This is a genomic window from Nonomuraea rubra (assembly GCF_014207985.1).
Classification (GTDB): domain Bacteria; phylum Actinomycetota; class Actinomycetes; order Streptosporangiales; family Streptosporangiaceae; genus Nonomuraea; species Nonomuraea rubra.
On the sequence record NZ_JACHMI010000001.1, the window covers coordinates 5,390,310 to 5,406,349 of the forward strand.

Below are 16,040 nucleotides of genomic sequence, written 5' to 3' on the forward strand. Positions count from 1 at the left end.
CCCTCGCTCGTGGCCTGTCCGGCAAGGGTAGACCCCAACCCGCATCCAACGCCGCAGGCGAATAGCGTCAGAATAGAGTCCGCATCCGAGTTTCTTGACGCATGTCTGCTGGGCCCTTGGAGTTCAGCCTGACAATCCGAGCCGATCAACACGGCCGTCCCACGGTCATACAGCGCTGGAGATCCCGGCAGATAGCCCCGGAGCTCGGGGCCTTTGGCCGTGCGTGCTTCCCGCCGCCGGAATGATGGTCGGTCCTCGTCGCAGGTCAAGGTCGGTCGTCCTCGCTGCGCTGCGGGCGCTCCACCTTGACCTGCTCCTGCGGCCGACGGATTTGGCGGCTATCGGGAAGAGCGCGCCGGAGGTCAGCTGGGAGCCTGCTGGGCAGACTTGACGGCCTGGGTCTGGGTATGGCGGTAGGACACGGTTCCGGTCTCGATGATGTTGCCGCCGTAGGTGAGCCGATCGACGATCGCCGCGCACAACCGCGGGTCGGTAAATGTCTTGGTCCATCCCGAAAACGACTCATTTGAGGCGATCGCGATGGAAGCCCGCTCGTCCCGTTCGGTGATCACTTGGAGAAGCAGGTCGGCATCCCGCCGGTCCAACTCCATGTAGCCCAGTTCGTCAAGGCAGAGCAGCTGGACCCGGCTGTAGCGGGCGATGGTCTTGGTGAGCATCTTCTCATCGGCGGCCTCGACCAGCTCGTTGACCAGCTTGGCGGCCAGGGTGTACTCGACCCGGTGCCCGGCCATGGCCGCTTCGGTGCCCAGCGCGATGAGCAGGTGCGACTTGCCGGTGCCCGAGTCGCCGATCAGACACAGCGGAAGGCCCTCGCGGACCCAGTCGCTGGTGGCCAGGCTATGGATCATCGCGGGGTCGATATTGGGGTTGGCCTCGAAGTCGAACTCGCGCAGCGATTTCTGCCTCGGAAAGCCCGCGGCCTTGATGCGGCGTTCGGAGCGACGGCGGGCGCGGTCGTCGAATTCGGCCAGCAGCAGGTCGGCCAGCAGCAGGTCGGCCAGGAGCAGGTCGGCCAGGAGCAGGTCGGCCAGGAAACCCAGGTAGGACATCTGCTCGCGGGTGGCCCGCTGGGCGGTCTCGGCGTAGCTCTGCCGGATGGTGGGCAGGCGCAGCATCTTGCAGGCCTGGTCCACGACGGCGTCGGCGGCCTGCTCGGTCAGACCGCGATGACGGGGAACGGTCATGGTCAGGGCCTTCCTTCCTCACCGGAGGGCGAAGGGCTGCCTGCCGCGGGTCGGCGCAGCAGCTGGTCGTAGACGGTCACCGAGGGCAGCCCCCGGGTGTCGGGTGGCAGCGCGGACATGCGGCGTTCGGTCAACGACACCACCCCCGGTTCATCCAGCCAGGCCAGCGCCGGCGAGCGTGCGGGCGGCGGCGAGCCGGGCTCGGAGCCGAGCTGGGCGACTTTACGGGCCTCCAAAGCGACGGCGTCCGCGGTCCACGCGCCCACCCGCAGCGCCGCGGCGATCCCCGCCGCCACATGCTCGTGAGCCATGTGGCGGTGCAACAGCAGCGCCTCGATCAGCGTGCGGGTGCCCTCGGCCTCGCCGTGCGCCCGGCGGGCAGCGGCCCACCACGCCTCGTACTCACGGGTGAACTTGCCCGAGCGGCGCGCCTGCTCCAACGCGGTGGAGCCGGGCAGGGCGCCGGGCTTCTTCAGCAGGATCTCCAGGTAGTGGTCCAGCTCCAGCCGCGAGCCGCCCTTGGCGATCAGCCGTTCGTGCCGGGCCACCTCCTGCCCCTTGTGGTAGACCACCAGGTGTGAGGCGTGCAGCATCACTCGCACCGCTTGCCCGATCAGCCGGGCGGGCACCGAGTAGCGGTTGGTGCGCACCACGATCACGCTGTAGCGGTCCACCCGCGGGGTGAACAGCCGTCCCGTCTCGAACCGTTCGGTCGGCAGCGGCCGCAGCAACGGGGCTTCGATCGCGAACCGCTCACCGATGCTCTGGGGCCGGGAGCGGATCCGCCGCGTCTCGTCCTCCACGTCCCACCGGTCGATCATGGCGTTGAGCTCATCGATGGTGGCCACATCAGGGACGGGCACCAAATGGTTGCGACGGAAGTAGCCAATCTGACCCTCCACGCCGCCCTTTTCGTGCGCGCCCTCCTTGCCTCGGCGGCAGTAGAACGGCTCGATCCAGTAGAAGGAGCGGAAGATGACCCAGCGTTCGTTCTCCACCCGCGAGCGGTTGAAGCCGAGCACCTTGGCCACCGCGGGCCGCAGGTTGTCATAGCGCACCTTGCCGTACGGCACGCCACCCAGCAGGGTGAGAGCGTGGACGTGGCCCTCGAAGAACGCCTCCTGCGAGCAGGTCAGGAACATCCGATGCACAGCCTTGCCCGACCACGACAGGCGGAAGGAGAACAGGTAGCAGCGGGTCAGCGTGCCGGCCAGCCGGATCCACACATCGCCGAAATCCACCTCGGCCTCAGCTCCCGGACGGTGGGACTGCTCGATGAAGCCGGGCACCGGTCCGCGGCCTTCCTCCATCCGGATCTCCGCCCGCCGCTGCCGCACGTAATCGCGGACCATCGGGTAGGAGACCTCCACCGCCTGGTGCTCCTCCACCAGCCGATTCCAGATGCGGACCACGGTGTGCCGCTGCTTGCGCGGCGCGTCCAGATCAGCCCGCAGCATCGCATCGATGACCGGCTTGTAGGGATCCAGCCGCGACCGGCGCGGTGGCGGCTTCTTCCGCTCCGGCGGCCAGGGCGAGGCCAGCGCCTGAGCCACCGTCCGCCGATGCACGCCGTACTTGCGGGCCAGCGCCCGCGCCGACATGCCTTCCAGCCGGGCGTCCCGACGGATCGCCGCGAACAGTTCGGCCTTCCCCTTGTTGGCCATCGGTGCCCCCTCGCTATGCGGAGCACCCCGATCGTCTCAGCAGCCGGACATTCGTGGTACCAAAACTCACCGACACCATTTTCCTGCTCAGATGGGTGGAGCCTCACCTGACCGACATCTGGTACCCGCCCTCACCTACATGGCCACACGGGCAAGCCGGGCCCGCGCGGTGCGGCCGGTGGGGAACGATCCGCGGCGATCCGATGTCACGACCTGTCTCGGTGTCGGAGGCCAACGCCCATCGGTACGGCGGTGAACACCGCCTCGAACCCGAGAAAGACGCGGACCAGCCAGGCCTCGCTTGGCGAGAACCCCTCGAAGAGTGAGGCCGCCCGCGTCGGCGCGCAGCCGCGCCCTCGCGCGCCGCACCGCGCCGCGCCGCACCGCACCGCGCCGGGCGGCCCGCCGTCGTTCGTCCCAGGGAAGGCGATGTCACTCATGCCCTGTCGACCACGCCGCGACCCGTTTCCGTGACAGAACCCGGAGCGGCGCCCGCGTCCGCCGGGATGGATCGGCACTGGCTCGCGCCAGCCGGTTCGCGTGATCGACGAGCAGGTCAGGACCCGGCCGATGGCGTACAGCCTCCACACCCGAGTCGCGTCGTAGGCCTTGCTGAAAGGTCGCGCGTACGTCGTCGTACTCATGATTCGGCCGGGCGGCGCGGACAAGCTGAAGGGGACACGAGGACGCATGGGACCGGAGGAAGTTGTCATGTCGAGCCTGATGGAGGAACGGCGTGCGCCGGCGGCCCGCACGATGACGGCGGCCACCCGGTTCAGCATCCTCGGACCGGTGCGGGCCCGCCGGGGCGACGGCGACCTGCGGCTGGGCGGCCGACAGCAGCGGCTGGTCCTGGCACTGCTGCTGGCCCGGGCGGGAACGGTGGTCGGCCTGGCCGAGATGGTGGACACCATCTGGGAGCAGGAGCCGCCGGCCAGCGCGGTCAACGTGGTCCACCGCTACATCGGGACGCTACGCCGGCTGATCGAGCCGGGTCTGCCAGTCCGTAGTGTCGGCTCACATCTGATCCGGCATGCGGCGGGATACCAGCTGCGCGTCGCGGAGGACTCCCTCGACCTGCTTCGCTTCCGAGCTCTGGCCGCGGCCGCGCGCCGCTGCGACGATCCGGAGCAGGCCGTGCGGCGCTACGCCGAGGCCCTCTCCTTGTGGCAGGGCCCCTGCGCCGCGGGCCTGGAGCCGCTCTCGCAGAACCTCCCGGTCTTCGTCGCCATCGAGGCCGAGCGCGCCCAGATCGTACGGGACGCGGCGGACACCGCCCTGCGCGCCGGCCTGGAACGGCTGCTGCTGCCCGCGCTCCGGCAGGCCGTGGAGCACAGCCCGCTGGACGAAGCCCTCCAGGCCCGGCTCATCCTCGCGCTGGCCGCCACCGGCCGGCAGGCCGAGGCACTGGAGATCTACCAGCAGGTACGCCGCAGGCTCGGCGACGAGCTCGGCATCGACCCGGGGCCTGAGCTGCTCGAGACGCACGAGCGGTTGCTGCGCCAGCGCCTCGCCCCGCGGGCTGGGGCATCGGCCGCCGCCCCGGCTCAGCTTCCGCCGGATCACCCCTTCTTCACCGGCCGGTCAGACCTGCTGGGCCGCGCCGAGCGGCTGATCGAGGAGGACCGCCGGCACGGCCGGCCGACCGTGGCACTGGCCGTCGACGGGATGCCCGGCGTGGGCAAGACCACCCTCGCGATCCGGCTCGCGCACCGGCTCGCCCACGCCTACCCTGACGGGCAGCTCTACGCGGACTTGCGCGGATTCTCCGCGGACGGGCCCGTGCTGAGCGCCGACGAGGTGCTTCGCGGCTTCCTCACCTCCCTCGGTCTGCCTCAGGAGGACCTGCCGACCCAGCTGCATGCCCTGGCCGGCCTGTTCCGCAGCAGGATGTCCGGGCGGCGGGTGCTGCTCCTGCTGGACAACTGCGGCGATTTCGAGCAGATCCGTCACGTGCTGCCCGGCACACCCGGCAGCCTCGCGATCGTAACCAGCCGGGTCCGCATGACCAGCCTGATCACCGCAGGCGGAGCGCACCCGCTGCCCGTCGATCTGCCATCGGCGCACGAGGCGCGCGAGCTCCTGGCACACCGGCTGGGCGCCGGCCGAGTCGCCGCCGAACCACAGGCCGCCGAGGAGATCATCGAGCGGTGCGGGCGGCTGCCGCTGGCCATCGCGTTGACCGCAGCGCGCGCGGTCACACAGCCGACCGTGACGCTCGCCGAAATAGCGGGCGAACTGCTGAGCGCACGCGACAGCCTGGACGGGTTCGCCGCACTGCCAGCGGCGTTCTCCTGGTCCTACCACGCGCTGACCCCGCCGGCCGCCCGCCTCTTCCGGCTGCTGGCATTGCACCCGGGCCCGGAGGTGAGCGCCGAGGCAGCCGCCGCTCTGGCCGGGACCGAGTCACGCAGCGCCGGGAGCCGGCTGGCCGAGCTCGCCACGCACATGCTGATCCAGGTACGCGGTGGCCGGAGCCGGATGCACGACCTGCTCCGCGCCTACGCCCATCAGCTCAGCGAGGAGCTCGACACCGAGGCGGAACGGCATCAGGCAAGGACCCGGCTGCTCGACTTCGACGGCAACCGTTGAACAGCCCCGTGCCGCTATGACCCGGCCTGCTCCGGATGGCCACCAAGCCCCAGCGCGAACAGGCCCTCGGCGGTATCGACGATGGTCGTGGCCGGGCCGCGGGGAGGCCGGCCGAGAACCGTACGGGCCTTGGTGGTGTCCAGGAGGGGTTTTCGGCCCAGCCGCGGAAGCTGATCGGCTCGGTGCTGCCGGCCAGGAAGCGCTCGCCGCTTGGGGCGGGATGGGTCATCGCGTAGATGCAGATCGGTGACCTCGTGGACGTCCGCCACACCGAAGTGCATCGGGAAACGACCGCCACGGCGCCTTCGGGCATCGCCTTGACCATGGCGATCGAGGAGGACAGACGCGGACCGAGCACGAGGCCGAAGATGCCGATGGGATTGATGCCGGCCAGTTCCAGGCCACACCCCTCAACGGCGATGAAGTACGAGGCCGCCCGCTCGGCGATGGCCTTGGACCGGATGTAGGCGGTGTTGTCGCCGGCCGGGTCGGTCCAGTCGGCCTGGTCAAACTCCCGGAGGGGTTTGGGGCTGTAGCCGACCGGGGCGAACGAGGAAGCCAGCGCCACCCGCCGGAGGCCTCCGTAGCGTGCCGCCGGCAGCACGCGCTGCGCTCCCTCCCGCGCTGGGGAGATCACCTCGTCATCGTTGGCGGGTTGATCCCGGGGTAGGGCGAGGCGACATGGAGGACAGGGGAGCCGCCTGCCATCGCCTCGGCTCACCTGTTGGCGGCGTCCAGCCGCGTGTTGACGATCTCCGAGCGCCCACAGAACCTATCCGGCGCCCTCCACCTCGGGGCGGAGGAGGAATCAGCGTTGACGCGCTCGTTGCCGTGGCCGGAATCTCCGCCAGTTCAGGGCTGGGAGGGGTGGGCCCCTTCGCGGTGGCGGCAGCGACGGTGTCGGAGCTCCTTCGCTGATGCGCCACCACGTTGACCGCACAGCAGGCCGGTTCATGACAAGGCGAGGCCGTGTGACATGAGCCGGCCGGTGTGGTCTGCAGCACACACTCGATGTGAACTGAGCGTGCACTACGGCCTCCTACTGTGCTGATCAGCTTGTTCACAGCGCAGGAGGCATCTCATGTGGAAGGTAGTCCCGAAGCCCGCAGCGGTGCTCGGCAACGCCGGCACCCACGACCGCCCAGCCCCGGAAATCTCAGGGGGCGTCGGCGCCGCGGTCGTCGTCCAATCCGCGCCGGTGCTGTACCCCTCATCGGGCCAGGCCGACATCGCGAACCTGCAGAAAGGCTGACCGGCCATGGCTGTACCACTGATCGTCCTGGTACACGGCGCGTTCGCGGAGTCGGCCGGCTGGAACGGCGTCATCGAACGCCTCACCCAGTACGGCCTGCCCGTGCTGGCCGTCGCCAACCCGCTGCGCAGCCTCGCCGGCGACGCCAGTTACCTGCGTGACGCCATCGCCGGCCTGGCCCGGCCGGTCATGCTCGTCGGCCACTCCTACGGCGGGATGGTCATCACCCAGGCGGCCACAGGCACCCCCGCCGTCAAGGCCCTGGTCTACGTGGCCGGCTTCGCTCCCGAGCCCGGGGAGAGCGCGGCGCAGCTCTCACTCACGTTCCCGGGCAGCACTCTCGGCAGCGCGCTCACCAGCACGCCGCTTGCCGACGGCAGCACCGACCAATCCATCGAACCGGCGAGGTTCGCCCATCAGTTCGCCGCCGATGTGGACCCGGACGCCGCCGCTCTGATGGCCGCCACCCAACGGCCGATCACCGACCGGGCCCTCGGTGACGCCCTGGACGCCCCGACCGCCGCCTGGCGCACCATCCCCAGCTGGTTCGTCTGGGGTGGCGCCGACCGCAACATCCCAGCCGCGGCGTCGCGGTACATGGCCCAGCGCGCGAGGGCACGGGAGCTACGGGAGATCGACGGCGCCTCGCACGCCGTCGCGGTCTCGCAGCCAGGCCCGGTCTCCGAGGTGATCCGTGAAGCGGCTGCCCACATCTAGCGACCAAGGGGCCAGAGCCGCCAGCGTCGCCGCCCCGGATCGGCCCGACGCCCTCGCCGACTTCCTCGAAGCCCGCGTCATGCTCCTGCAGATCGCCCGCCGAATCGTCGCAACCACTGACGCCGAGGACGTCGTCCAAGACACCTGGCTGCGATGGAACGGCACCGACCGCACGGTCGTCCGCAACGCACGTGCCTTTCTCGCCTGCACCACGCAACGCCTGTCGATCACGCGAACGCAAAGCGCGTACGCCCGGCACCAGATACCGGCCGGGCTGACAGTGGATTATCCTGCGCAGCTGGCCGCAGACCCGGCCCAGATCGCCGAAGACATCGATGAGCTCCGAGCGGCGATGGCTGTGCTGGTAGTCCGGCTCGGCCCGCGCGAACGCGTGGCCTACCTGCTGCGCGAGGCATTCGCCCTGCCCTACCGGAACGTCGGTGAGCTACTCGGACTCACCGAGCCGCACACGCGCCAGGTGCTCCGCCGTGCCCGAGCGCGGCTGGTGTCTGGCCCCGACCGTCCCGTGTCGCCGGTGGAAAAGTCCCGTCTGCTCGCGGTGTTCCTCGACGCCGCCCGCCGTGGAGATCTCGCGGCGCTCGCGGCTTTCGCCCGAACGAGCTGACCGGCCTGCTCCAAGGAGAATGAACATGGCACTCGCGCCAGGTCAGCGGGCTCGAGCGAGAACGCCCGCGCCCGCAGGCCGCGCCGCCGCGCGTCCTCGACGACGGCCCGGGCGCTCAGGCCGTCCCTGTACGCGCAGAGCTGTTCCGTTAGCTCATGCGCGGTGACACCGGCCGCAATTTGGCGAGGCGCAGAGTCAGCCATGGCGATGAAGTCCAGGGGTGCCAGCGCGGGCGGCGGTCTGGTCGACGCGTATGGGTCCCGTATCCCGAATGGGATCTTACGAGCCCTCTGGTGGCTTCGTGCCTGTCCCGATGTCGATGCCTCAAATACGTCTATTCCACGGTAAAACTGTGATGTCATCACCGTGGGGTGCGTTGGCCAGGTCAGCAGGTCAACGCCTTCCCGGTGCGCAGGTTCCCGTAGCCGATCACCGTCAGTAGCTCTTAGGGTCCGCAGGGTCACTGCGTTATGGAGGCACGAATGTCGAATGGATCTTTTGGGCAGCAGTTGCGAGCCTTGCGGCAGTCGGCCGGCCTGACGATCGAGGCGTTGTCGGAGGCGTCCATGGTGAGCGGGCGCGCCATCAGCGACATGGAGCGGGGCCGCAGCAGGGCGCCACAGGAGCGGACGCTGGAGGCGCTGGCCGACGCGCTGGAGCTGGGCGACGCCGATCGTGCGGAGCTGGTCGAGCTGGCGCGCGCCGAACGGTCGGACAACCGGGTGGGGCGGCCGCGGTTGTACGAGCTGCCGCGCGGCCTGGGTGACTTCGTCGGCCGGGTGCCGGAACTGGAGCTGCTGCTGCGCCGGGGGCGGGAGGCGTCCGGGGACGGGCCGGCGCCCGTGGTGGTGGTGCACGGCCAGGCGGGGGTGGGCAAGACGGCGTGCGCGGTGCGGGCGGCCGAGCAGTTGCGTGAGGTGTTTCCCGCCGGGCAGTTCTACGTGGATCTGCGGGGCACCGACGCGGAGCCGATGGCGGCGGCGGAGGCGCTGGATCGGCTGCTGCGGGCGCTGGGGGTCAAACCGGGCGCGATCGCGGAGGAGGAGCTGGAGCGGGCCAGCCAGTTGCGGGCGCTGCTGGCCGAGCGGCGGTGCCTGCTGGTGCTGGACAATGCCGCCGACGAGGCCCAGGTACGGCCGCTGCTGCCGGGGCCGGGCGCCGGGATGGCCATCGTGACGAGCCGGCGCACGCTGGCCGGGCTGGAGACGGTGTCGCGGATCGCACTGGCGCCGCTGTCGCCGCTGGAGTCGGCCGAGCTGCTGCGGGAGATCGTACGGGACGGCTCCGCCCGCGCGCAGGCCGGCGAGGTCGATGAGGTCGCACGGTTGTGCGGGCACCTGCCGCTGGCGCTACGCATCGCGGGCACCCGGCTGGCCAGCCGGCCGGGCTGGACCATGAAGAACCTGGCGGAGCGGCTGTCGGACGAGGACCGGCGGCTGGCGCAGTTGTCCGTGGGCGATGTGGGGGTGGAGGCGGCGTTCGCGCTGTCGTACGCGGTGCTGTCGTCACGGGCCAAGACGTTGTTCCGGCGGCTCGCACATGTACCTTCGGTGGATTTCGCGGCGCCGATCGCCGCGGTGCTCACTCAGATGGAGCTGTTCACGACGGAGGATGAGCTCGACCGGCTGGTGGAGCTGGGCCTGCTGCAGCACGAAGGGGCCGACCGCTACAGGTTCCATGACCTGATCCGGCTCTTCGCCACGCAGCGGCTGCGCGACGAGGAGACGGCGGCGGCCAGGGCGGCGGCCGAGCAGGCGATGACGGACTGGCTGCTGGAGACCGCGACCATGGCCGGGCGATGGTTCGAACCCGAAGCCGGCGAGCCGCCGGCCGATGGCAAGGGGCTGGTCCCGATCGCCTCGCTCGAGGAGGCGCACGCCTGGTTGCAGGCAGAGAGGGACAGCTGGCTGGCCGCGCTGAGGCTGGCTGCCGCCGCCGGCCGGCACAAGCAGGTGGCCGGACTCGGCGAGGCGATCTACTGGTTCGCGGGCACGATGGATCACTGGAGTGGTCACTGGGAGGAGGTCTTCGCGCTGTCGAGGGCCGCCGCCGCCCGGCTGCCTGACCGCCTGGGAGAGCTCCGGCACCTCAACTACTATGCCTGGGCGGTGCTCGGTGTGGGACGGCTTGAGGAGAGCGCGGCGCTGGCGATGGAGGCCTACCAGCTCGCGGAAAGCCTGGGCGCCGTGAAGGAGCAGGCCGAGGCGATATGGAGCGCGGCCGAGGTCTGGCGGGTCGCCGGGAACCTCGACCAGGCTCTGTGGGCGTACTCCCGGGCGCGGGAGCTGGCCGGCACCGCCGGTGCTCACATCACCTACCTGCAGAGTTTCGTGGGAGCAGGGCTGACGCTCTCCAGTCTCGGCAGAGTCGACGAGGCCCTGCGGGAGTTCAGGACCGTGCTGCGGGAGATCGATGGGCGGCCGGTCCCGCCCGGGATGGCGCAAGCGACCCGAGCGGCCGTCCAGCTGGGCCTGGCCAGGACGCTGGCCGACGCGCAGCGCTGGCAGGAGGCGATCGACGAGGCGACTCCGGCCCTGGCCGCGTCCACCGAGATGGGCAGGGTCTGGTACATCGGCCATCTGCGGCTGGTGCTGGGCAGGGCGCATGCCGCGCTGGGCGCGGCCGACGAGGCTCGCGAGCATCTGACCGCCGGGATCGAACTGCTGCAGGACGACGTGGTGACCAGCTCCCGGACGATGGACGAGGCGAAGGCGCAGCTCGCGGCCCTCGGCGACTGAGCACCCCTCACGCACGCGGATCAGTTCTGCGTTATTCCTGCATGGTCCCGGCCCTGGTGGCGCTGGTTGCATGGCTTCCGCGGCGGAAGCCAGCTGCGGCCCCCGGTGCCGGTCGCGTACCTGACCCTCCGTTACGACGGGCCAGTGGGCGGGAGCGCTCCCGAACGACATTTCACTCTGACCGGAAGGATGGGCAGTGCCCCCTCTACCGTCCTTGCTCACCGCGGCCTTGAGCAGCCTGGTTCTCGTGCTCGCTGCCGCCGGCGTCGCCTCACCGCCCGCCCGGGCGGCCTCTGAACCGTCCCCGGAGGTCGTGGCCGAGCGGGTGGACACCCAGCCCGCTCCTGGCCCGGCCACCCTCACTCTCATCACCGGTGACGTCGTCGACTACGCCCCCGGCAAGGGGGGTGGCATGCCCTCCATCGCCGTCCGTCCGGCCCCCAGGCCGGACGGGGGCGATGTCACGTTCGCCACGCTGCCCAGCAAGGATGGCGGCTACCTGGTGATGCCCTCCGATGCCGCCGGCATGGTGGCCGCCGGCACTCTGGATGAGGAGCTGTTCGACGTCGAGACGCTGGCCCGCGACCAGCGCACCGAGGCCATCCCGCTGCTGATCACCTATGCCGGCGATCCGGCCCCCGCCACGCTGTCCAGGTCTGCGGACGCCCTGCCGGCCAGCGAGAACGTCCGCGTGCTCGACAGCATCAACGGCGCCGCGATGAGCGTGGACACGGGACAGGCGGCGGCGTTCTGGGCGGGCCTGCGTACAGACCGGCCTTCCGCCCAGCGTTCGGCGAGCGGCCTGGCCAAGGTCTGGCTCGACCGTAAGACGCACGCTCTGCTCGACAGGAGTGTGCCGCTGATCGGCGCGCCGAAGGCCTGGGAGCTCGGGTACGACGGCAAGGGCGTCAAGGTCGCCGTTCTCGACGGCGGCATCGACGTGCACCATCCGGACTTCGCCGGCCGCATCGAGGCCATGGCGAACTTCGGCACGGCCCCCGGCATCGAGGACAAGGACGGGCACGGCACGCACGTCGCCTCGACGATCGCCGGTGCGGGCGAGACCCACCAGGGCGTGGCCCCGGCCGCCACGCTGCTGGTCGGCAAGGTGTTCGACGACGAGGACAACGGCAACTCGTCGTGGACCATCGCGGGCATGCAGTGGGCCGCCGAGCAGGGAGCCGATGTGGTGAACCTGAGCCTCGGCTGGTGCTGCGGCGACGGCACCGACCCGATGAGCCAGGCCGTGAACGCGCTGACGAAGAAGCACGGGACCCTGTTCGTGGCGGCGGCGGGCAACGACTACAAGGCGCTCGCCGTGAACTCCCCGGCGGCGGCGGACGAGGCGCTGGCCGTGGGCGGGGTGGACAAGGTCACGGGCACGGAGCTGGGGGATTTCTCCAGCCGGGGCCCTCGCCTGGGCGACGCGGCGGTCAAGCCGAACATCGTCGCGCCGGGCGTGGACATCGTGGCCGCCCGCGCCGCGGGCTCCCCGAGACCCGGCATCCCGGGGAACGACAGGTACCTGATGGCGAGCGGCACGTCGATGGCCTCCCCGCACGTGGCAGGGGCCGCGGCCATCCTGGCCCAGCAGCATCCCGAGTGGCGGGCGGCCGAACTGCGCGACGCGCTGACCTCGACCGCCGCGCGCGGCGACGCACTCAACTGGTTCGACCAGGGCAGCGGCCGGGTGGACGTGGCCCGCGCGGTCACCCAGACAGTGTTCGCCACCTCCTCCGTCGACTTCCGCAAGCTGGACGGGCCGGCCACACGGCAGATCACCTACCGCAACCTCGGCACCGAGCCCGTCACCCTCGCGCTCTCCCTCCTCACCCGAGGCTGGAGCGGTAACCCTGCCCCCGACGGCGCGGTCAGGCTGGGAGCGGACAGTGTCACGGTGCCCGCGAACGGCACCGCCACCGTGGACCTCGCCGTGCACCTGCAGGCCGGCGCGAGGGGTGTGTACGGCGGCTGGGTGACGGCGCAGGCCGGCGAGACACGCGTGGTGACGCCGTTCAGCTACTACGCCGAAGCGGTCAAGCACAGCGTCAAGGTGTCGCTCATCAACTCCTACGGGACCAAGGAGTTCTACAGCCGGTACGCCCACCAGCGGCCCGCGGTGACCGTGTTTCCGGTGAAACTGCCAGCGAGCCCGGAAGACCCGTTCACCTCCTACAGGTTCTCCTCCCTGAGCACCGATTACGCGGGCAACGGCGAGTTCCGCCTGCCGGCGGGCGAATACGAGCTGTTCGGCTCCCTCTACGAGCGACGGCTCGCCAACCGCGAAACCCTGGTGATCAAAACCATCGACGTCGACGGGGACGAGACAGTCACCCTGGACGCCCGCGAAACGGTCAGGGTCAGACCGGATTTGCCGAAACCGGCCGACGGCGCAGGCACCGTGCGCTATCAGCACAACCCCGATGTGAACGACCCCGACGACCATCCCACTGGCTTCAGCATGTACTGGTCCGTGTCGGGCGGCTACGACCTGTACGTCACGCCGGTAACACCCCCGAGAACGGGTACGAGCCGCCTGGCGCACCAATGGGCCATGGAGCCGCCCGTCCTGTCCAAGGTCGTAGCCGGCGGCCTGACACTGCATCCCGTGTACACCCCGGACTCCATGCGCGCGCTCACCACGAACACCACTCACCCCATTGTGTCCGTGGGCCGGGGACGGGCCGAGGACTTCGACGGAGTGGACGTGACGGGCAAGATCGTGCTGACCGGGGTTCCGGTCGAGAACCTCGAGCGGCCGTATGCGACCGCGGCCGAAGCCATGGACGTGGTCGGAGCCGAGGCGGCGCGCCGCGGTGCCGTGGGCATCCTCGGCTACCTCGACATGGACGGAGGTCGGGCCCGCGTCCCCGACGGGCCGTCCCTACGGCTCGGCTTGAGCGCCGCCGAGGGCCGGGCCGTGCGCGCCGCGCTCGGCCAGGGACCACTGTCGCTGCGGCTGGAGCCGTACACGGGCCCGGACGTGGTCTACAACCTGCGCTACGACTCACCCGGTCAGATGCCGACGCGCCCGCCGAAGGTCAAGATGAAGGACCTCGTACGGGTGGACGCCACCTACCACGCCGACAAGGCGAACGCCCAGATGCGGGCGAACATCTTGACGAACACCGTTGAGCCCGTCGTGCTGGTGAGCATCCACAACCAACCCATCCGTTCGCAACACCGCACCGAGTACTACGGTCCGGCCACTGGCGACGTGGTCTGGACCCGGGAAATCACGAACGAGTCGCTGACCCTGAAGACCGACAACCTGTTCACTCGGCGCGACCGGCGCATGACCGACCGGTGGTTCAAGGCGCCGCTGGTGCCGGGAGCCGCCGACGTGCCCCCCGGGTACCCGGTCGCGCTGCCGTGCGGGTTGTGCCGCGACGGGGACCGGTTCGTACCCGGAGAGCAATGGCGCGACTCCGACTCACGCCATTACAGCGATCCGAACCCGGTGACGTCGGCGCCGAAACTGTTCGTCGACGACCAGCAAGCGGGCACGATTCAGGGCTATCGCCCCCGCTACTTCACGGTCCCCGGGAAAGCGGGAACGTACCGGCTGGAGTCGACGGACACGACTGGCCGCACCCTGCCGAGGAGAGTGACCACGACCACGTCGTTCGCCTCCACACCACCCGCCGGGACGCCACGCGGCTACACCTGCTCCTCCGGGACGTTGTGCGCGTTCCAACCGGCGCTCCAGTTCGCCTACGACCTGCCACTCGACCTGCTGAACCGGGCCGCGTCCGGCAAGCGCTTCACCTTCGAGCTGCGCGCCGGCGCGCACTCCACGCTGCGCAGAGCACCCGAGGTGAAGCGGGTTGCGGTGGAGTATTCAGTGGACGACGGTGTGACCTGGCAGCCGGCCAGGCGGGTCATCAGCCGCGGCGATGGTCGTTACCGCGTCGAGGTGAAGCATCCGGCCCTGGCGGACACCAGCGGCTACGTCTCCCTGCGGGTCACCGCCTCGGACCAGGCAGGCGGCTCGGCCACGCAGACCATCGAGCGGGCGTACGGCCTGACCTAGCCCGTGCGTGACCGTCCAGCTGTGGTGAGGCCACTCGTTCCCGGCGCGCTCGGGCAGCGCGGCGCGCCGGCCATCCACAAGGTCGGCTCGCTCGTAGCGCCACCGATGCACCATCCCACAAAGATGATCATCTATTTGTCCGCAACACTCACATCGGAGAAGACATGACAGCCCCGGCCACCACCGGAGTCGTGCTGGAGCCCGCCTGCCAGCGATTCCTGGACCGCGCCTTGCGACGGATGCCGTCCCTGCACGAGATGGAACCAGCCAAGGCACGCACCGCCCTTGACGGTCTGCAGTCCGGCCCGGTGGATCTGCTGCCGGTGGATGAGAAGTGGGTCATGGTGTCCGCCTCCGTGGGGAACGTCTCGGTGCGCGTCGTCCGGCCGCGAGGGAACGCTGCCCCGCTGCCGGTGGTGCTCTACATGCACGGCGGCGGTTGGATGCTCGGCAACGCGTTCACGCACGATCGGCTGGTCCGCGAACTCGCGGTCGGCGCCGGCGCCGCGGTCGCGTTCGTCGAGTACACCAACGCGCCCGAGGCGCGCTACCCGGTGGCGATCGAGCAGGGGTACGCGGTCGCGCAGTGGATCGGCCGGGAGGGCACCGCGTACGGCCTCGATCCGGACCGCGTCTCGGTGGCGGGAGACTCGTCCGGCGGCAACATGGCGGCGGCGCTGACGCTGATGGCGAAACAGCGGGGCGATGTCCGCTTCGTGCACCAGTCCCTGTACTACCCGGTCACCGACGCCGCCATGGACACCGGCTCCTACCGTGACTTCGCGACGGACTATCTCCTCACCGCCCGGGCGATGGCGCGGTTCTGGGACGCCTACCTGCCGGACGCCGAGCGGCGGCGAGAGATCACCGCCTCGCCGCTGCGCGCCTCCCCGGCGGAGCTCACCGGCCTCCCGCCCGCCTTCGTCGTCGTCGGCGAGGCCGACCTCCTGCGCGATGAAGGCGAAGCCTACGCCGCGAAGCTGCGTGCCGCCGGCGTCCCGGTCACCACCGTGAGGTACGACGGCATCATCCACGGCTTCATGACGCTGAACGAGCTGAGCGACACGTGCGCGGGCCGCGCGGCGACGGCGCAGGCGGCCGCCATGCTCCGCTCCGCCTTCGGCCCCTGAAGGCGATGACGTCTGGCCACGCCGGATGAGGACGTCGGTGGCGTGGTCGGCGTGCTCATCGGCTGTGGTGACTGGCGGGATGGC

The 16,040-nt window shown here is 70.4% G+C and carries 10 protein-coding genes; 7 read left to right on the forward strand and 3 right to left on the reverse strand.

Going from position 1 to position 16,040, the window contains the following annotated elements:
* Positions 1 to 362 precede the first annotated feature (362 nt).
* Both istB and istA read right to left on the reverse strand, forming a co-directional pair.
* The gene (gene istB / locus HD593_RS24525) at positions 363 to 1,205 is read right to left on the reverse strand and encodes an IS21-like element helper ATPase IstB (RefSeq protein WP_185104455.1); all 843 of its coding nucleotides are present in this window, start codon (positions 1,203 to 1,205) and stop codon (positions 363 to 365) included.
* 2 nt (positions 1,206 to 1,207) lie between these two features.
* Entirely contained in the window at positions 1,208 to 2,869 is a 1,662-nt protein-coding gene (gene istA / locus HD593_RS24530; RefSeq protein WP_185104456.1) for an IS21 family transposase, read from the reverse strand.
* Positions 2,870 to 3,580: 711 nt separating this feature from the next.
* On the opposite strand from istA, the gene HD593_RS24535 reads away from it, so the two are divergent.
* Positions 3,581 to 5,461: an AfsR/SARP family transcriptional regulator gene (locus HD593_RS24535; RefSeq protein WP_185104457.1), complete on the forward strand. Its 1,881-nt coding sequence runs from the start codon at positions 3,581 to 3,583 to the stop codon at positions 5,459 to 5,461.
* On the opposite strand, the gene HD593_RS24540 is transcribed toward HD593_RS24535, so the two are convergent.
* Entirely contained in the window at positions 5,385 to 6,065 is a 681-nt protein-coding gene (locus HD593_RS24540; protein ID WP_185104458.1) for a Rossmann-fold NAD(P)-binding domain-containing protein, read from the reverse strand. The two genes, HD593_RS24535 and HD593_RS24540, sit on opposite strands and share 77 nt — an antisense overlap.
* Before the next feature lie 477 nt (positions 6,066 to 6,542).
* On the opposite strand from HD593_RS24540, the gene HD593_RS24545 reads away from it, so the two are divergent.
* The 6 genes from HD593_RS24545 to HD593_RS24570 all read left to right on the forward strand — a co-directional run bounded on the left by HD593_RS24545 (position 6,543) and on the right by HD593_RS24570 (position 15,956).
* Positions 6,543 to 6,713 (forward strand): hypothetical protein, encoded by a 171-nt coding sequence (locus HD593_RS24545; RefSeq protein ID WP_185104459.1) that lies wholly within the window; start codon positions 6,543 to 6,545, stop codon positions 6,711 to 6,713.
* Positions 6,714 to 6,719: 6 nt separating this feature from the next.
* The gene (locus HD593_RS24550) at positions 6,720 to 7,430 is read left to right on the forward strand and encodes an alpha/beta fold hydrolase (RefSeq protein WP_185104460.1); all 711 of its coding nucleotides are present in this window, start codon (positions 6,720 to 6,722) and stop codon (positions 7,428 to 7,430) included.
* Entirely contained in the window at positions 7,408 to 8,055 is a 648-nt protein-coding gene (locus tag HD593_RS24555) for a sigma factor-like helix-turn-helix DNA-binding protein (protein ID WP_185104461.1), read from the forward strand. The genes HD593_RS24550 and HD593_RS24555 overlap by 23 nt, the downstream gene beginning before the upstream one ends.
* A gap of 482 nt (positions 8,056 to 8,537) precedes the next feature.
* Positions 8,538 to 10,793: an XRE family transcriptional regulator gene (locus HD593_RS24560; protein WP_185104462.1), complete on the forward strand. Its 2,256-nt coding sequence runs from the start codon at positions 8,538 to 8,540 to the stop codon at positions 10,791 to 10,793.
* 247 nt (positions 10,794 to 11,040) lie between these two features.
* On the forward strand, positions 11,041 to 14,826 hold the full coding sequence (locus HD593_RS24565; protein WP_185104463.1) for a S8 family peptidase: 3,786 nt from the start codon (positions 11,041 to 11,043) through the stop codon (positions 14,824 to 14,826).
* Positions 14,827 to 14,990: 164 nt separating this feature from the next.
* Complete coding sequence (locus HD593_RS24570; RefSeq protein ID WP_185104464.1) at positions 14,991 to 15,956, forward strand: alpha/beta hydrolase; 966 nt, start codon at positions 14,991 to 14,993, stop codon at positions 15,954 to 15,956.
* Positions 15,957 to 16,040: the final 84 nt, after the last annotated feature.